Below are 16,807 nucleotides of genomic sequence, written 5' to 3'. Positions count from 1 at the left end.
GGCAGTCTTATCCAAAAGGTAAATACGATGGTCGAAGACGCTTCATCGCACAGCAGCGAATGCCCGGTAGCACGAACACTGCAAGCCATTGGCGATCGATGGTCACTCTTGATCATTCGCGACGCGTTTGACGGCATCCGCCGATTCAGCGAATTCCAGAAAAGCCTGGGGGTGGCCAAAAACATCCTGGCATCGCGCCTGAAAGCGCTGGTTGAGGTCGGGGTATTCGACGTTCAACCGGCTTCTGATGGCAGTGCCTACAAGGAGTACGTCCTGACGGAGAAAGGACGGGAGATCTTTCCGGTGGTGGTCAGCATGAGGCAGTGGGGCGAACGTTTCCTGTTCACGCGGGAAGAGACCCGTTCTGTGTTGTTGGACAATGCGTTCGGCCAGTCCCTGATGCCGATAGAGGTTCGCTCCTTGAGCGGTCAAAAACTTGGGCCGTCCGATTGCCACAGAGTGAGAGTGGTTGCCGACGAGTCGTGAATCGACACGTGCCCCCTCAAGCAGATGTCTCCTGCGCCGAGCTTTGTTGAACGAATCGCTCGATCAGCCATCTCGCGGCCGGCCCCGGTGGCAGATCGGTGCGGTAAATGACGTCAAAGGCATAAATCCCGCTCTGGTATTCCGGCAGGTTCAGACGTACCAGCCGACCGGCCTGCAGGTCTTCCTCGACCATCGGACGCGGCATGTTCCCCCAGCCAATGCCTTCACGCAGCAGCATGTACTTGGCGCCCAGGTCCGCCAGGCGCCAGGTGCGGTTACTGAGTACGCCGAAATCCTTGTCCTTGGTCAGCCGCGAGCGGTCGGACAGCACCAGTTGCGTGAACTCTCGCCCGGCGCCGGGAACATTCACATCGCTTGATGCCAGTGGATGATTCGGCGCCGCCACCGGAATCAACTCGACACTGCCGACGCCGATTCTTTCGATACCGTCGATGCCCTCGTTCATGGGGCCACTGACGCCGATGATCGCGCCTCCGTTGATCACCAGGTCGGTGACGGCGCCGAGCGCTTCCATATGCAAGTGCAGGGCAACCGTAGGGAACTCTTCGCGAAAGGATTTGAGTGCATCCACCACGCGCTCGGGGGGCAGCATGACATCGAGCACCACGTGGACTTCGGCTTCGAGCCCCTGAAGCAAGCCTTTGACCTTGGCGCGTAGTCCATGGATGCCGTTGGCAATGGTCCTGGCTTCGGCCAACACGGTGCGACCGGCATCGGTGAGCTGGGGTTTGCGGGTTGTCTGGCGGTCGAATAGCGACACACCGAGTTGCATTTCAAGGTTGGCGATCGAGTAGCTGATGACCGAAGTGGCGCGGTGCAGTTTTCTGGCTGCCGCCGCAAAACTGCCGACTTCCACGACCGTCAGGAACACGCGCAGTTGGTCCAGTGTCGGTGTGCCCGGGTCAGAGATCATGTCTGTTTCCTTGAATCAGACGTCGCTTGGCAAGTTGCACGATTGAACTCCTTTGCCGGTTACGTAGGTCTGCTTTTCTAATTTATCGAATCTAATGATATAAATTAGTCGGCTATTCAGATTAGCTGACGAAGAGCAATATTTCCTCACCCGGGCGGTTCTTGTCGAATCGCACCCAATTCAAGGAAATACCCCATGACGACTTCGGCAAACATCGCTCAAACAACCGCCCCTGAACAGAGCCGTTCCGACGTGACCCAGGCCTCGGCCTCGTTGATCGGCCGCGTACTGCTCAGCGCAATCTTCATCCTTTCCGGTTTTTCGAAACTGGCAGCTCCGGCCATGATGGTCGGTTACATCAGCTCGGTCGGGCTTCCGCTTCCACAATTGGCATTGGCGCTGGCGATCATTGTCGAGATCGGCGGTGGCCTGGCATTGATCGCCGGTTATCGCACCCGCACCGTTGCCGCCGTCCTGGCAGTGTTCAGCGTGTTTACCGCACTGGCGTTCCATAACGCACTGGGCGATCAGAACCAGTTCATCCACTTCTTCAAGAACATCGCGATGGCCGGTGGCCTGCTGCAGGTCGTGGCCTTTGGTGCCGGTCGCTTCAGCCTCGACGCGCGCCGTCGTTGATCCCCCCGCGCTGCGAAGGCTGGTCCCCCGCAGCGCAATGCTTTTCTCCCTTCCTTTTCAAAAGTCGAGACCTCCATGAATGCCATATGTTTGTACAAATACGGCAGTCCTGAAGTTTGGTTCTTCACGGAATTCCGGGAAACTGTAGGAGCGAGCTTGCTCGCGATGGACTCAAGTACGCCGCGTTTATCCGGTTTACTCGCGTTATCGTTAACGACCTTCGCTGCGATGCGGCGACCCGACAAGCCAGCTCCTACAAGGGAGCGTGCCCACGTTTTTTTGGTTCTTCCCGGGATTGCGTGAAGAACCTGAAGTTTTACGTCTGGGAAATGCGTAGCTTTGCTACCCGTTACTCGTGTACACGATCAAGCGCTCGCCGCACCTGATTCAACAGGTGATCGACATCCTCGGCAGTGGTGGCGAACGAGGTGACAAAGCGAACGATGTTGGGTCCCCAGCGATCATGGTAGAAGCCGAACCCGGCCTTGAGCAGTGCTTCGATGATTGCCGAGTCCAGACGACAGAACAGGATGTTCGCCTCAGTGCCACCGAGCATTTCAACGCCGCTCAGGCCGGCAAGTCCCTGCGCCAGGCGCTCGGCCGCAGCGTTGGCCTGGCGTGCATTGCGCAGCCAGAGGTCGTCGGTCAGGTACGCGTCGATCTGCGCCGAAAGGAAACGCATCTTGGAAAAGAGATGGCCTGCGCGCTTGCGCCGGTAATTCATTTCGGCTGCGAGCGAGGTGTTGAACAGGACGATGGCTTCCGCCGCCAGTGCACCATTCTTCGTGGCTCCAAACGACAGGGCATCCACGCCTGCCTTCCACGTCATCTCGGCCGGGGAGCAACCAAGCGACACCAGGGCGTTGGCAAATCGCGAGCCATCCATATGCAATCCAAGGGAAGATGACTTGCAGACGTCACCGATGGCTGCGATCTCGTCCAGGGTGTAGATGCTGCCGACTTCGGTGGCCTGAGTGATGCTGACGCAGGCGGGCTGGGTCGTGTGTACGTCGCCGACTTTTTCGCGAGTCCGCTCGCGCAGTCGGACGATGTCCAGCTTGGCCGCCGGGCCGTCGACGGTCATCAGCTTCGCACCGTTGGAAAAGAACTCCGGCGCGCCGCATTCATCGTTGTTGATATGACTGGCCGGGTGGCAATAGATGTTGCCCCAGGGCGGCGTCATGGTGCTCAGGCACAAGCCGTTGGCGGCGGTGCCGGTGGGCACCAGAAAGACCTCCACGTCACGCTCGAAGATCTCGCAGAACTTGCGCTGGACCTGCGCCGTCAACGCGTCTGTTCCATAGGGGCTGGCCTGGCCCGTGCTGTGTTTCACGATGGCTTGTGCCACCTCCGGCGATGCGCCAGCGATGTTGTCACTTGAAAAACCCAGCGCGGGCGGTCTGTTTGTTTCACCGTTCATCATCCATTTCTCGGCTGCGCAGGCGAAGGTGTTTCGCCCGTATTGGCGCATCCTATGGAGAGGGAAGGTTGTCGCGCTTGTAAAAAATTGACGGTCGCCTGATGGCCGACGCCCTATGTCCTGTAGCGCGAGGGTGCGACGCCGAATGCCTGTCGAAAGGCGCGGTTGAAATGGCTTTGATCGTAAAAGCCGACAGCATGGGCGACCTCGATGATCGGTTGCCCGCTGCGCGATAGCAGGCCACAAGCCCGTTCAAGACGCAGGCGAAGCAGCCATGCGTGCGGCGTCATGCCAATGGTCCGCTTGAACTGTTTAAGGAACGGGAACCGGCCCAACCCGCACAGGCCAGCGAGATCATCGAGGGTGATTCGCTGATCGATGTGGCTGAAACAATAGTCCCTGACGCGAGACCATTGCAGGGGAGATAGTGTGCCCGTAATCGTTTCGGGCCTGGTCGCCCGTGACTGGCTCAACAGGTGTTCAAGGAGGGTGATCCATTGCGTCTGTACCGCCAGGCTGCCTGGCCCAACGGCCTGCTGCATCGCGTCATGCAACCCGCGCAGGTTACCGGCAAGCCCTGCGTCTTCCAGCAACACACCGGTCAATTCAAGTTCTCTCGGTTGACCGCTGATCTCCTCGGTCAGACTCGCGACCAGCACCTGGGACAGACGGAATGTCTTGAGCGTATAAGCGTCGCCACCCTCGGGCACACCATCGTGGATTTCACCCGGCGGCATCAGGGCAATCCTTCCCGGACCTAAAAGATACGACTCGCCTTTGGATCGATGACGCTGGATGCCTTCGGTGACCAAACCAACGTGGAAATCGAGGTGGTAATGGCGATCGAAACCGGTGTCCACAAAGCGAGCGGACCCCAGCACCAGGCCTGGTACGTCGGATACGTGATGGTACTTGGCATGCTCAGTCATGAAACCCGTTCAACAATCGGCGAGGAGGGCGGGGGACTGCAAAGTCTAGGGCCACCAGCGCAATAGATCCATGGGCATCGACTGCTGCTCGCTACGAGTGCACCTCTGGCGCGTGCGACGCATTCAACTTCTCGATCACCAGGTCGATGAAGGCCGATACCGCAAGCGGCAACTGTCGTCGGCTTGGATACAGCACGTTCAGGCCATAGCCTTTGGGTTGGTATTGCGCCAGCACCGGGACGAGCACACCGGCCTGAACATCGAGCCTGGCCATCACCGGTGGCAGTAGCGCGATGCCGAGGCCGGCCACGGCGGCCCTGCGCAGTGCCTGTGCGGTATTGCCACTGAAGCGCCCACTGACCTGCACTTCCTCCTCACCCTGCGGGCCGATCAAGCGCCATGTGGCGTGGCCGCCGGGTTGCGCCGAGATCACACAATCGTGGTTTACCAGGTCTTGCAGCGTGCAGGGTGCGCCGTGCGCGGCAATGTAGGCGGGGCTTGCGACCATTCCGACGCTGCGCGGGTCAAGGATCTGACGCCCGACAAAACCGGAATCGCGCAAGGCGCCGCCGCGAAACGCGACATCGATCTGCTCTGCGATCAAGTCGGCCTTCGCATCGCTGAGCATGAAGTCGAGCCTCACGCGTGGATACGCGGCGAGAAACCCGGTCACCCAGTCCATCTGGAAGAAGTCGAAGAAGTCCGCTGGAGCCGCCACACGCACCAGGCCATTGGGCTCGTCACTACCCGTTATCAACGCCTGTCCGGCTTCGAGCAAGCCGTCGACTGCGCCTGCACAACGCTCATGGAAGTCCTGGCCAGCATTGGTGAGCGTGAGTTTGCGGGTAGAGCGTTGCAGCAGACGCGTGTCGAGATGCACCTCGAGTTGCTGGATGCGACGACTCACGGTATTGGGCGGCATGCCCAGCCGTCTCGCCGCCTCGGCAAAGCTGCCGCAGCGGACTACCTGCACAAACATCGCGATGTCATTGAGGTCGAGCATGACCGTTAATTCCTGTCGATTGTGGACGAGTGCAATCCGATTGTATCGACTAATCAAGCAATCGGTCCCGCTCTATTGTTTGAGGTATCAGGCCGCGAGGCTTCCCACTTCGAGTGATCATGATGAACCTTCAGCAACCACGTCACATCGCAACGGATCCTGGCGCTGTACGCGAAACCGGAACTCACCGCGTAATCGGCTATCGCACCACAGGCAGCGGGCATGGCGCTATTGTCCGGCTGATGAGTCCTTCGGATCTGGGCCATTTGATCAAGCCGTTCGTTTTCCTGGATCTGTTTGAAGGTGAGAGCTCACTGATCAACGGCATGCCAATGCACCCGCACTCGGGAATCGCCACCGTCACCGTCATCACCGAAGGTAATTTGCGCTTCGAGGATGTGGATTCGGGCACGGGGATGATTGACTACGGCGGTGTCGAATGGATGCGTGCCGCAGGCGGGGTCTGGCACGGCAAGGAAATGTCGGTGGGCACATCGAAACGGATTCAGGGTTTTCAACTGTGGGTTGCACTACCGCCCGAGTTGGAAAACGCCAGTGTCGACAGTCAATACCTGGAGTCAGGCGTGATGCCTGAAGTCGGGCCGGCGCGGTTGATTCTCGGCACGTACCAAGGTGTCCAGAGCCCGGTCCGTGCCCCCGCCGGAATGAATTATCTGCTGGTCACGCTACGTGCCGGGGAATCCTGGACATATGTTCCACCTGGCGAACATGAGTCGTTGTGGTTGAGTGTCAGCCGCGGCGCTTTGTCTGCACCAGGCCTGGTCAACGCAGGAGAGCTGGCCATCTTCGAACCTGGCAACGGCGCCGTGACGCTCAAGGCGCTGCAAAAAGATACGGTCTTCGTGATCGGTTCAGCCGTACCTCATCCCTATGATCTGGCGTTGGGAAATTACTCGGTGCACACCAACCCGCAGGCCTTGCGTGCGGGAGAGGTGAAAATTGCCGAGATTGGCGTTCGGTTGCGTGAGTACCTGAAAAAGCCCAACGGGTCAGCCAGCGTACCGGTATTCAAGTAGCCCATGACCCATGGCGGCGCGCCATTCGAGTCAGGATTGCGCGCAGTCATGGATCATGGGGCGGCGGAGCAACGTCCAGTCGCTACCCCTAACCTTGTGGCACCACCCGCGCTTGGTTTCCGGAACCCTCGACATAAACGTTCATGCCATTTGTCAGCCCCGGGTTGATCGGCTGGGTCACCTGAACCAGTACGCCGCTGTGGGTGCGAACGATGATCTGCTGTGCGTCCATGGGTTGATCATATTTTTTCTTTTCGACGTAGTTGCCGCCCGCCGCACCAGCCAGGGCACCGGCGACCATCGCCACATCCCGGCCGGTACCGCGGCCGACCAGGCTTCCCAGGGCCAGACCGCCAATCCCCCCCATGATGGCGCCGACACCGCTATCGTGATTGGTCTGCATCTGGGTCTGTGTAATCTGCTCGATTTTCCCCGAACGAATTTCCATCTCGCCAGCGCCTCCGCTCCCGGCGCCAACCGCGGCACAGCCGCCAAGCACAACACCAAAAAGCGTAATCGTCAGCCAGGAAGCGATAGTTTTCATCGTCAAACTCCATTTTTAGAGGAAGTGGATCATGCAAACGCATCCACTCACGTTAGACGAAAATGCCTGATTCGCTCGGTTGTTTGGCTGCGCAAAGCATTTGCGGTGCAAGCGCCTGGACCGCTCGATCCGATATAGCTTGAACGTAGTCGCATATTCCATAAAGGAAGTACAAACTATTTTTATAGTGCGTTTTAATCTATTCAGTATTTTGAATCGATTGGAGCAATTGTCTGTGAACACTAAGGCGCTTTTACCTTTTGGCTTGGCATTACTGGCGACATGCTCGACGGCTTTCGCTGGCGCCACTCTGGATCGCGTAACCAGCAGCGGGGAGCTGACCGGCGTTCTGATGGAAAGCTATCCGCCATTCTCCTTTCTCAATGAACAGAACCAGCTGGACGGGTTCGACGTGGACGTCGCCAAGGCCGTTGCGCAACGACTGGGGGTGAAGCTGAAGTTGCAGACACCGTCCTGGGATGTCATCGCTGCCGGACACTGGAACGGTCGATATGACATCTGCGTCTGCTCGATGACCCCGAGCAAGGCACGGGCCGAAGTGTTCGACTTCCCGGTGGAGTATTACCAGTCCCCGGCCGTGATCGTGGTGAATGCCAAAGACCAGAACATTGTCACGGGCAAGGATCTGTCAGGTAAAAAAGTCGGTGTGATCAGTGCGTCGACCTATGAAGCCTATTTGAACAAGGATCTGCTGATCGAGGGCGCCGAGGACAAGCCGTTGAGCTATCCATTCGAAAGGGTCCAGGTCGCGCCCTACGACAACGAAACCGTGGCCTTCCAGGATCTGGCCTTGGGCACGGGCGTGCGCCTGGATGCCATGGTCACCAACCTGATCACTGCTCGCGAACGCATCGCCCAGGATCCTCGCTTCAAAATTGCCGGCGACACGCTGTATGCAGAGCCCAACGTGGTAGCGATCGAAAAGGGCGATCCGCAGTGGAATGCCAAAGTCACTGAGGTCGTCACCCAGCTCAAGGCCGACGGCACCTTAAGCAAGATTTCACAGAAGTGGATCGGTGCCGATATCAGCCAATGACAGCCCTCAATCCACACCCGGCCAAGGCGACTGTCGCCCCCGAAACCGAGACGCGTCGTTTCAGCCAGCTAGTTGGTTTTCGCACTCGCCTGTATTTGACCTGGGCAGTGCTGTTCGGCCTCTGCGTCATGTTTTTCATGAGCTTCGATCTGAAGTTCTCGATCATTGTGCAGAAGTTGCCCAACCTGGTCGGCCTGCATTTGGGGCCTGACGGTTTCTTGCAGGGCGCCGCGCTGACGCTGTTCTTGTGCTTCTGTTCGATCTGGGTCTGCCGCAGCTGGGTGTCGTTCCAGGTGCCATCAGCGCCGGGATCATTGCGCTGTCGCTCAATTACGGTGCCTACCTCAGCGAGATTTTTCGTGCCGGCATCATCGCTGTGGCACCCGGGCAGCGCGAAGCGGCGATGGCGCTGGGTCTGGGGCCGGCGGCAACGTTCCTGCACATCGTCCTGCCGCAAGCCATGCGCACGATCATTCCACCGACAACCAGTCAGTTCATTTCAATGCTCAAGGACTCATCGTTGATATCGGTGATGGGCGTCTGGGAAGTGATGTTCCTGGCGCAGTCATACGGTCGCTCGTCCTACCGCTACATCGAAATGCTCACCACCGCAGCCGTTATCTACTGGCTCCTGTCCATTGGCCTGGAGCTGATACAGAACCGTCTTGAACGCCACTACGGCAAGGGTTTCAAGCATCAGCGCTGACCCATCCGCTCAATGACTTTTACAGGTACTACGATGTCCGATCCAAAACCTCTGTTGTTTGCGTTATACGAGCAAGCCAGTGTTGGCTGTGGCGGCGCGCCAAGCCTCTGGACGCACCCGGCTGACGAACGACTGAGCATCAACTCGCTGGGCTACTGGTCGAACCTGGCACGCATCGCCGACCAGGCTCATCTGGACATGCTGTTTTTTGGTGATGTGCTGGGTTTCTACGATGTGTTTGGCGGTAATGCCGACGCGGCGATGAAGTGGGCGGTGGAAGCACCGGCCAACGATCCGTTGATGATCATCCCGGCATTGGCCGCCGTGACGGAAAACCTCGCCTTCGGCGTCACTGTCACCACCAGTTACGAGCATCCTTTCACCCACGCCCGGCGCTTCAGCACGCTGGATCATCTGACCAATGGCCGGGTCGGGTGGAACATCGTCACCTCCTACCTGACCAGTGCCGCTCGCAACTTCGGCCTGGAGCAGATGATCAGGCACGATGATCGCTATGAACGCGCCGATGAATTTCTCGATGTGGTTTACAAGCTCTGGGAAGGCAGCTGGGCAAATGACGCTGTGGTTGCCGACAAGTCTCGCCAGGTCTATGCCAAGGGCGATCGGGTGCGACCGATCAATCATGTTGGCGAGCATTACCGGGTGGCCGGGCCGCATTTGACGTCCCCGTCACCGCAACGCACACCCTTGCTGATCCAGGCAGGTTGGTCAGGCCGGGGTCGCGAGTTTGCGGCCAAGCACGCCGAACTGATTTTCATCGCCAAGTCGAACCCGCTGGAGATTCGCCAGGGACTGGAAGATATATGGACGCAGGCCAGGGCGCGGGGGCGTCACGCCGGGGATGTCAAATCACTGACCGTACTGCGCATCGTCACGGCCAGGACCGAGATCGAAGCCCAACGCAAATATGACGAACTGCAAAACAACTATCACTTGCAGGCGCAACTGGTGAGTTATGCCGGGGATACCGGTATCGACATCAGCCGCTACGCGGACGGCGACGCGTTGTCGACTCACACCGAAGGCATGACTTCCTATGTGATGCGGCCTGATGGCAGTGGCAAGCCCTTGACCGCCGGCGATGTCAAACAGCGCTTTGCCAAGGTCACCCGCGGCAGTGATCTGATTCTGGTGGGAACGCCGCAACAAGTGGCCGACCGGATCGAAGAGCACGCCCGTATTTCCGGCACCAGCGGCTACATGCTCAACCCGCTGATCAGCCCAGGCAGCCTTGAGGATTTCGTTGAGCTGATCATTCCTGAGCTGCAAAAACGTGGCTTGTATCGCACCCAGCCACAGAGCGGTACTTTCCGTTCGCGGCTACGGGACGATGGCGCCAACCATTTACCGGATTCTGCTTACGGAGCCTCATTCCGCTTTGATAAAGGTTTTTAGGCTGGCGGAGGGGTATCCCGTTGTATGTCTTGAAAAAGGTTCTTCACGTAATCCCGGGAAACTGTAGGAGCCAGCTTGCTGGCGATGGAATCGAGAGCGCCGCGTTTAGCCAGTAAATACGCGTTATCGTTAACGACCATCGCGAGCAATCGAGCGTCGACCGGCTGCTCCTACAGAGGACCACATTCGCTTAACTGAACAGCATTACTCTCCAATGATCCTGATCAAAAGTATTTGAGCCATCCGATATCACGACGGCGTGCCTTCAATGCCGCGAACCAGCGCACGGGTAAATACAGGGATAAAACCAGGAGCACCGCCGTCAGCCACACCGCCCAAATGCTGTCGAAGCCGAAAAAAATCCCCTGGTTCAATCCGAACATCGCCACGCCGACCAGATACAGTGCCTTGAGTACGTAAAGGTGCAGCAGGTAGAAGAACATCGGCGCCGCGCCAAAGACTGCCAATGCATTGACCCACTTGCGTTGTTGCGCCCGTTCCAGGGCACGAAGCAGTAACAGGCCCACTCCCAGCGTCAGCGAAAGGAACAACAGGGAGGGTGGGTATTTTGTGATGTTGAAGAAGCTCATGAGGGTTTGTGTGAGGCCTTCATGGGCGACCCAAGGCGCCTCGCCATAACCATTGACGGCTCGCAGTGCGACAAATCCGATCAATGTCCCGGCCCCTGCCACTAGCAGAGCACGTTGACGCTGCGCAGCCAAAACCTGGCCAGCGAACCAAGGGCCGATACTGTATCCAAGGGCGATCACACCGATCCATGGCAGTACAGGGTAAGAGGTGCGCAGACGCAAGCTGTCGGAGAATTCGATCCAGCCGCGATCATGCAGAATCGCCCAAGGTATATGCATTGGCGAGCCCGGCGCGAAGTGCACATTATCCAGCAGGTTGTGCCCGGCCACGATCACCAGACCCAGGCCGCACAGAATGGGCCTGGGTAACCAGACCAGTGCGGCCAGGGCAATCATGCAGATGCCAATGGCCCAGATCACTTGCAGGTAAATTGCCGCAGGCGGGAATTGAAATGTCCAGGCGAAATTCACCAGGGAGAACTCCAGCACTACCAGGAACAGACCGCGCTTGAATAAAAAGGCTGACACATCGCCCTTGCCCTGGTGCTTTTGGCCGTACAGGTAAGCGGAAAGTCCGGTGAGCAGTATGAAAACCGGGGCACACAAATGGGCAAGTGTGCGGCTGAAAAACAGCACAGGCTCAGTGGATTCGATGTCCATCGGGTCTGCTACCTGACGGTGCAAAAAGAACGTTTCGCGCACGTGATCCAACAGCATGAGGAGGATTACCAATCCCCTCAGGGCATCAATGGACAGCAGGCGTTGGTTCAAGCGTGTGATGGGCGGGATGTGAGTAGAAATTGTCATCGAATGTCGCAGGCAGGGAGTGGATGGTTCTGCCAGGGGTGACTGGCAGCGTATATTTACAAAAGTTATAACATAACATTTTCGCCAAAAGCGACCGCTTCATTGCGTGATAGCTGTTCAGCACAGGGCACCCCCCGGCGGAACCTTCGCGCGTCGCCTCATCCTGAATCACATCCCGGTGTTCGACCATCACGCCGTCCTCAAGACGCAGGCTATCGACCACGACCCAGTTCGCCGGCTGGCCGAGGCCAGTGAAGCATCTCTTCTTTTCTACGTGGCGAACATCGTGTTAAAAAATGTTATTGATAAAAAATACTTCACATAATCTGATCACTGGTAGATGATCTTCATCAGGCGGTATGACAACCTGATAACACGACAAAAACAGGATTGCCTTGATGTTCGATGAGATCCCGACTCACGTCCTGAACGATAGCGCCCCTCGGCTGGCTTATCTGCGTGGTGCTGATTCTGTCTACCGCTGCCTTATTCACAACGCGGCCAACGTCTGTGCCTTGCAGGCGTAGAAGCAGTCGCTGCTTTCCTCTGGAGTACCCCATGAATAACAAGAATGTCGGTGTGGTCGGTCTGGGCGCGATGGGGCTGGGCATTGCCCGCTCGCTGTTGCGCAGTGGTTTCAATGTGCATGCCTGTGATGTGCGCACTGCCGTAACAGAGCAGTTCGCCGGGGAGGGCGGTGTGGCTTGCCTGTCACCGTCGCACATGGCCGCTGAGTGTGACGTGGTCATTACCGTGGTGGTCAACGCCGAGCAGACCGAGACCGTATTGTTTGGTGAGGGTGGAGCCGTGGCCTCTCTGCGGCCGGGCAGCCTGGTGATCGGCTGCGCCACAGTCGCTCCGACTTACGCCGTGGATCTTGGTCAGCGCCTGGCCGCGTTGGGCCTGCTGTATCTGGATGCACCGATTTCCGGCGGCGCGGCCAAGGCTGCCGCTGGCGAGATGACCATGATGACCTCGGGCCCGGCCGACGCCTACGCCAAGGCCGAGTCGATCCTCGCAGGCATGGCCGGCAAGGTGTATCGCCTGGGCGACGTCCATGGCCTGGGGTCGAAGGTCAAGATCATCAACCAGCTTCTGGCTGGGGTACATATTGCCGCTTCTGCCGAAGCCATGGCGCTGGGCCTGCGTGAAGGGGTCGATGCCGATGCGCTGTATGAGGTGATCACCCACAGCGCTGGTAATTCCTGGATGTTCGAAAACCGCGTGCCGCACATTCTCAAGGCTGACTACACGCCGTTGTCCGCGGTAGATATTTTCGTCAAGGACCTGGGCCTGGTGCTGGATACCGCCCGGGCCAGCAAATTCCCGCTGCCGCTGTCGGCCACCGCCCACCAGATGTTCATGCAGGCCTCCAGTGCCGGCTTCGGCCGTGAGGACGACTCGGCGGTGATCAAGATTTTCCCGGGCATCGAATTGCCGACTGCCAAGCCTGAGCCTGTTTGAGGAACACCCCATGACTACTTCCACCGCACGCCCGCTATTGGGCTGCATCGCCGACGATTTCACCGGCGCCACGGACCTTGCCAACATGCTGGTGCGCGGCGGAATGCGCACCGTGCAAAGCATTGGCATCCCGAGCGCGCAAGTGGCTGCCGGGCTTGATGCCGATGCGATCGTCATTGCCCTGAAGTCGCGCACCACACCAGTCGCCGAAGCAGTCGAGCAGTCCCTCGCGGCGCTGGCCTGGCTGCGCGAGCAAGGCTGCGAGCAGATCTTTTTCAAATATTGCTCGACGTTCGACTCCACCGCGGCCGGCAATATCGGCCAGGTCAGCGAAGCACTGCTGGCCGCACTGGGTAGCGACTTTACCCTGGCGTGCCCGGCATTCCCGGAGAATGGCCGGACGATCTTTCGCGGCCATCTGTTTGTGCAGGATCAGTTGCTCAGCGAGTCGGGCATGCAGAACCATCCGTTGACGCCAATGACCGATGCCAATTTGGTTCGGGTGCTGCAATCGCAGACCTGTCTGAATGTTGGCCTGTTGCGCTACGACACGATTGCCCGTGGCGCTGAGCAGGTGCGGGCGCGAATTGCCGAGCTGAGGGCTCAGGGTGTCGGCATGGCCATCGCGGATGCCTTGTCGGACGGCGATCTGTACACCCTCGGTGCCGCCTGCGCCGATCTGCCGCTGTTGACGGGTGGCTCGGGGCTGGCCCTGGGCTTGCCGGAAAATTTCCGTCGTGCCGGCAAACTGCGCGATCTCGACGCCTCGAAACTTCCGGCGGTGTCCGGCGGGGAAGTGGTGTTGGCCGGCAGTGCTTCAATCGCCACCAATGGGCAAGTGGCCGCCTGGCTCGAAGCCGGCCGGCCAGCTTTGCGGATTGATCCGTTGGCCTTGGCGGCGGGGGAACCGGTGGTGGCGCAAGCCTTGACCTTCGCCCGTGATAACGAGCAAACCGTATTGATCTACGCCACCTGCTCACCGGATGAGGTCAAGTCGGTGCAACTGCAACTGGGCGTCGAGCAGGCTGGCAGTCTGGTGGAAAACGCCTTTGGCGAAATTGCCCAGGGTCTGCGCCAGAGCGGCGTGCGCCGCTTCGTGATTGCCGGCGGGGAAACCTCGGGCGCTGTGGTCCAGGCATTGGGCGTGCAGCTGCTGCAAATCGGCGCGCAGATCGATCCGGGTGTACCGGCGACCGTCAGCAATACCGACGAACCATTGGCACTGGCACTCAAGTCGGGCAACTTCGGTGGTCGGGACTTCTTCAGTAAAGCCTTGAACCAACTCGCCCAGGCCGGGGGTGCACAATGAGCTGCGCAATGAGCAACGAGAACGCCTTGCGCGAAGAAATCTGTGAGGTTGGCCACAGCCTGTACCAGCGTGGTTACACCGTTGGCAGCGCCGGCAATATCAGCGCGCGCCTGGATGACGGCTGGTTGATCACGCCGACGGATGTGTGCCTCGGGCGCCTCGATCCCGCGACCATCGCCAAGGTCAATCTGGCCGGCGAATGGGTGTCCGGCGACAAGCCTTCAAAGACCCTGGCGTTGCATCGCCAGGTCTATGACCGCAACCCGAATGTCGGCGGCGTGGTGCATACCCACTCCACCCATCTGGTGGCGTTGACGCTCGCAGGCGTCTGGCAGCCAGACGACATTCTGCCGCCACTGACGCCGTATCAGGTCATGAAAGTCGGGCATATCCCGTTGATTGCCTACCAGCGACCCGGTTCGCCGAAGGTTGCCGAACAGGTCGCACTGCTGGCCAACAGCGTTCGCGGGGTGATGCTCGAGCGGCTTGGGCCGGTGGTCTGGGAGAGCTCGGTCTCCAGGGCCAGCTACGCCCTGGAGGAGCTCGAGGAAACCGCACGTCTCTGGCTGATGAGCAATCCCAAGCCGCAACCGCTGACTCAGGCGGCGCTGGACGAACTGCGAGAGACCTTCGGTGCGCACTGGTAGTGCGCTGAATTCTTTTAAAACGATAGAACACGATAGAACACGACAGATCGATAACACAGGCTCTGCCCGGGAGACGCACAGGGACTCTCGACGGCCCCGGCTTGCCTGAAAAAACAATAACAACAGGAAATCCAGGTATGACTCACCTTCACTGCGGCATGTTCAGATCCATTGGCTGTACTCTTTCACTTACCCGGCGTGGAGGGTTTGTGAAATGAGCCCGTTAATCCTGATGATGACTGCCGGGGTGGGCATCGCGCTGTTGCTGTTCCTGGTGCTCAAGTACAAATTCCAGCCCTTCGTGGCGTTGATGCTGGTGAGCATTCTGGTGGCGCTGGTGGCCGGGGTGAAACCGGCGGATCTGGTCGCCACCATCGAAGGCGGCATGGGCAAGACCCTGGGCCATATCGCGATCATCATTGCCCTGGGCGCGATGATCGGGCGGATCATCGAGCTCTCCGGCGGTGCCGAAGCGCTGGCCAAGACCCTGATTACCCGTTTCGGCAACCGGCGTACGCCCCTGGCGTTGACGATTGCCGGCTTCATGGTCGGGGTACCGGTGTTCTTCGAAGTGGGCGTGATCATCCTGATGCCGCTGGCCTATGGTGTTGCCCGAACTGCGCGTAAGCCGCTGTTGGTGTTTGCGCTGCCGATGTGCGCGGCCTTGTTGACCGTGCACGCCTTTCTGCCGCCACACCCGGGCGCAGTGGCCGCCGCCAGTCAATTGGGCGCGGACCTGGGCCGCGTGCTGATGTTCGGTCTGCCGCTCACCGCGTTCCTTTGCTATGTCGGCTACCGCGTGGCCGGGCGCATGACCCGTCGGGTGTATCCGATGACCGACGATATTCGTGCGGAAGTCTATGGTCCGCATGTTACCAACGAGGATCTGGTTGCCTGGTCCAACGGCAACGACAAGAGCGCTGAGCGAGCGGCTGAAGCCGTGTCACACATGGGCCTGGAAGAGTCCGTCAGCAGCATCGTTTCCAAGTTGCCGCCGGCGCCGCCGCCAGGTTTCGGTATGATCGTCAGCCTGATCGCGCTACCGATCATTCTGATTCTGCTGGGGACTTTGTCCACCTCGTTGCTGCCTGCCGAATCGGTCCTGCGCGGCATCATGACCGTGCTCGGCGCACCGCTGGTGGCGCTGCTGATCGACACCTTGCTGTGTGCCTGGCTGCTGGGTTCGCGCCGGGGCTGGAGCCGCACTCAGGTGTCTGACGTGATCGGTTCGGCCTTGCCCGGTGTGGCCATGGTGATTCTGATTGCCGGTGCCGGCGGTGTGTTCGGCAAGGTGCTGGTGGACACCGGAATCGGTGCCGTGGTCTCCGATATGCTGCGCACCACCGGTCTGCCGGTGCTGGCCCTGGGCTTTCTGCTGACCATGCTGTTACGCGCGGTGCAGGGTTCGACCACGGTGGCGCTGGTGACCACTGCCGGTATCATCAGCCCGCTGATTGCGACCCTCAATCTCACCCCGAACCACATGGCCCTGCTGTGCCTGGCCATGGGCGGTGGCGGGTTGGCCATGTCCCATATCAATGACGCCGGCTACTGGATCTTCACCAAGCTGGCGGGGCTGAATGTGGCCGACGGTTTGCGCACCTGGACGGTATTGACCACCTTGCTCGGCACCTTGGGTTTCTGTATTACCCTGTTGATCTGGCCTTTTGTCTAACGAACTATCGACGCCACCTGTAGGAGCGAGCTTGCTCGCGATAGACGTTAACGATAACGCGTGTTCTTTGAATAAACGCGTCGCTCTTGAGTCCATCGTCGGAACGCCGCCCGGAGCAAGCTCGGCTCCTACAAAAAAGCCATCTAT

15 protein-coding genes and 1 pseudogene are annotated in these 16,807 nt (G+C 59.1%); 10 read left to right on the top strand and 6 right to left on the bottom strand.

Annotated features, from left to right (window positions below; genetic code table 11):
- Positions 1–27: 27 nt before the first annotated feature.
- Positions 28–486 (top strand): helix-turn-helix domain-containing protein, encoded by a 459-nt coding sequence (locus tag C8K63_RS04980; protein ID WP_108215681.1) that lies wholly within the window; start codon positions 28–30, stop codon positions 484–486.
- A 16-nt stretch (positions 487–502) separates the two neighbouring features.
- Here the strand turns inward: C8K63_RS04980 and C8K63_RS04975 are convergent, their stop codons facing one another.
- A complete protein-coding gene (locus tag C8K63_RS04975; RefSeq protein ID WP_108215680.1) occupies positions 503–1,420 on the bottom strand; it encodes a LysR family transcriptional regulator in 918 nt (305 codons plus the stop codon).
- 195 nt (positions 1,421–1,615) lie between these two features.
- Here C8K63_RS04975 and C8K63_RS04970 point away from each other — a divergent pair, with 195 nt between their 5' ends.
- Positions 1,616–2,056, top strand: a complete 441-nt coding sequence (locus C8K63_RS04970) for a DoxX family protein (RefSeq protein ID WP_108215679.1) — start codon at positions 1,616–1,618, stop codon at positions 2,054–2,056.
- A 349-nt stretch (positions 2,057–2,405) separates the two neighbouring features.
- Here C8K63_RS04970 and C8K63_RS04960 read toward each other — a convergent pair whose 3' ends face one another.
- From C8K63_RS04960 to C8K63_RS04950, 3 genes are all read right to left on the bottom strand, one after another.
- On the bottom strand, positions 2,406–3,476 hold the full coding sequence (locus C8K63_RS04960) for a low specificity L-threonine aldolase (protein ID WP_108215677.1): 1,071 nt from the start codon (positions 3,474–3,476) through the stop codon (positions 2,406–2,408).
- Positions 3,477–3,589: 113 nt separating this feature from the next.
- Positions 3,590–4,405 carry an AraC family transcriptional regulator gene (locus tag C8K63_RS04955; RefSeq protein ID WP_108215676.1) on the bottom strand — a complete coding sequence of 272 codons (816 nt, stop codon included), beginning with the start codon at positions 4,403–4,405 and terminating at the stop codon, positions 3,590–3,592.
- 91 nt (positions 4,406–4,496) lie between these two features.
- Positions 4,497–5,408, bottom strand: a complete 912-nt coding sequence (locus C8K63_RS04950) for a LysR family transcriptional regulator (protein WP_108215675.1) — start codon at positions 5,406–5,408, stop codon at positions 4,497–4,499.
- Between the two features lie 119 nt (positions 5,409–5,527).
- On the opposite strand from C8K63_RS04950, the gene C8K63_RS04945 reads away from it, so the two are divergent.
- Positions 5,528–6,445 carry a pirin family protein gene (locus tag C8K63_RS04945; protein WP_108215674.1) on the top strand — a complete coding sequence of 306 codons (918 nt, stop codon included), beginning with the start codon at positions 5,528–5,530 and terminating at the stop codon, positions 6,443–6,445.
- 88 nt (positions 6,446–6,533) lie between these two features.
- On the opposite strand, the gene C8K63_RS04940 is transcribed toward C8K63_RS04945, so the two are convergent.
- Positions 6,534–6,989, bottom strand: coding sequence for a glycine zipper 2TM domain-containing protein (locus C8K63_RS04940; protein ID WP_108215673.1), 456 nt, complete (start codon positions 6,987–6,989; stop codon positions 6,534–6,536).
- A 235-nt stretch (positions 6,990–7,224) separates the two neighbouring features.
- Between C8K63_RS04940 and C8K63_RS04935 the strand changes: the two genes are divergently transcribed.
- The 3 genes and pseudogenes from C8K63_RS04935 (at position 7,225) to C8K63_RS04925 (ending at position 10,168) form a co-directional block, all read left to right on the top strand.
- Complete coding sequence (locus C8K63_RS04935) at positions 7,225–8,046, top strand: ABC transporter substrate-binding protein (protein ID WP_108215672.1); 822 nt, start codon at positions 7,225–7,227, stop codon at positions 8,044–8,046.
- Positions 8,043–8,752 (top strand): annotated as a pseudogene (locus C8K63_RS04930) (amino acid ABC transporter permease). The gene C8K63_RS04935 and the pseudogene C8K63_RS04930 overlap by 4 nt, the downstream one beginning before the upstream one ends.
- Before the next feature lie 33 nt (positions 8,753–8,785).
- Positions 8,786–10,168 carry an LLM class flavin-dependent oxidoreductase gene (locus C8K63_RS04925; protein WP_108215671.1) on the top strand — a complete coding sequence of 461 codons (1,383 nt, stop codon included), beginning with the start codon at positions 8,786–8,788 and terminating at the stop codon, positions 10,166–10,168.
- 224 nt (positions 10,169–10,392) lie between these two features.
- Here C8K63_RS04925 and C8K63_RS04920 read toward each other — a convergent pair whose 3' ends face one another.
- The gene (locus tag C8K63_RS04920) at positions 10,393–11,565 is read right to left on the bottom strand and encodes a DUF1624 domain-containing protein (RefSeq protein ID WP_108215670.1); all 1,173 of its coding nucleotides are present in this window, start codon (positions 11,563–11,565) and stop codon (positions 10,393–10,395) included.
- Positions 11,566–12,123: 558 nt separating this feature from the next.
- Between C8K63_RS04920 and ltnD the strand changes: the two genes are divergently transcribed.
- The 4 genes from ltnD (at position 12,124) to C8K63_RS04895 (ending at position 16,660) form a co-directional block, all read left to right on the top strand.
- Positions 12,124–13,029, top strand: a complete 906-nt coding sequence (gene ltnD / locus C8K63_RS04910; protein ID WP_108215668.1) for an L-threonate dehydrogenase — start codon at positions 12,124–12,126, stop codon at positions 13,027–13,029.
- A 10-nt stretch (positions 13,030–13,039) separates the two neighbouring features.
- Positions 13,040–14,338, top strand: coding sequence for a 3-oxo-tetronate kinase (gene otnK, locus C8K63_RS04905; RefSeq protein WP_108215667.1), 1,299 nt, complete (start codon positions 13,040–13,042; stop codon positions 14,336–14,338).
- A gap of 8 nt (positions 14,339–14,346) precedes the next feature.
- A complete protein-coding gene (locus C8K63_RS04900) occupies positions 14,347–14,985 on the top strand; it encodes an aldolase (protein ID WP_108215666.1) in 639 nt (212 codons plus the stop codon).
- A 214-nt stretch (positions 14,986–15,199) separates the two neighbouring features.
- A complete protein-coding gene (locus C8K63_RS04895; protein ID WP_108215665.1) occupies positions 15,200–16,660 on the top strand; it encodes an SLC13 family permease in 1,461 nt (486 codons plus the stop codon).
- The last annotated feature ends 147 nt before the right edge of the window (positions 16,661–16,807 follow it).

It is taken from the genome of Pseudomonas sp. GV085, from assembly GCF_003050925.1.
Lineage (GTDB): Bacteria > Pseudomonadota > Gammaproteobacteria > Pseudomonadales > Pseudomonadaceae > Aquipseudomonas.
Note: the sequence above shows the minus strand (reverse complement) of the source record. Positions and strands in the feature narration are given on the sequence as shown.

What these genes read in the sequence shown, in the direction of transcription:
- C8K63_RS04980 (WP_108215681.1), top strand. Translation starts at nt 28, where the DNA reads ATGGTCGAAGACGCTTCATCGCACAGCAGCGAATGCCCGGTAGCACGA.
- C8K63_RS04975 (WP_108215680.1), bottom strand. Translation starts at nt 1,420, where the DNA reads ATGATCTCTGACCCGGGCACACCGACACTGGACCAACTGCGCGTGTTC.
- C8K63_RS04970 (WP_108215679.1), top strand. Translation starts at nt 1,616, where the DNA reads ATGACGACTTCGGCAAACATCGCTCAAACAACCGCCCCTGAACAGAGC.
- C8K63_RS04960 (WP_108215677.1), bottom strand. Translation starts at nt 3,476, where the DNA reads ATGAACGGTGAAACAAACAGACCGCCCGCGCTGGGTTTTTCAAGTGAC.
- C8K63_RS04955 (WP_108215676.1), bottom strand. Translation starts at nt 4,405, where the DNA reads ATGACTGAGCATGCCAAGTACCATCACGTATCCGACGTACCAGGCCTG.
- C8K63_RS04950 (WP_108215675.1), bottom strand. Translation starts at nt 5,408, where the DNA reads ATGCTCGACCTCAATGACATCGCGATGTTTGTGCAGGTAGTCCGCTGC.
- C8K63_RS04945 (WP_108215674.1), top strand. Translation starts at nt 5,528, where the DNA reads ATGATGAACCTTCAGCAACCACGTCACATCGCAACGGATCCTGGCGCT.
- C8K63_RS04940 (WP_108215673.1), bottom strand. Translation starts at nt 6,989, where the DNA reads ATGAAAACTATCGCTTCCTGGCTGACGATTACGCTTTTTGGTGTTGTG.
- C8K63_RS04925 (WP_108215671.1), top strand. Translation starts at nt 8,786, where the DNA reads ATGTCCGATCCAAAACCTCTGTTGTTTGCGTTATACGAGCAAGCCAGT.
- C8K63_RS04920 (WP_108215670.1), bottom strand. Translation starts at nt 11,565, where the DNA reads ATGACAATTTCTACTCACATCCCGCCCATCACACGCTTGAACCAACGC.
- ltnD (WP_108215668.1), top strand. Translation starts at nt 12,124, where the DNA reads ATGAATAACAAGAATGTCGGTGTGGTCGGTCTGGGCGCGATGGGGCTG.
- otnK (WP_108215667.1), top strand. Translation starts at nt 13,040, where the DNA reads ATGACTACTTCCACCGCACGCCCGCTATTGGGCTGCATCGCCGACGAT.
- C8K63_RS04900 (WP_108215666.1), top strand. Translation starts at nt 14,347, where the DNA reads ATGAGCAACGAGAACGCCTTGCGCGAAGAAATCTGTGAGGTTGGCCAC.
- C8K63_RS04895 (WP_108215665.1), top strand. Translation starts at nt 15,200, where the DNA reads ATGAGCCCGTTAATCCTGATGATGACTGCCGGGGTGGGCATCGCGCTG.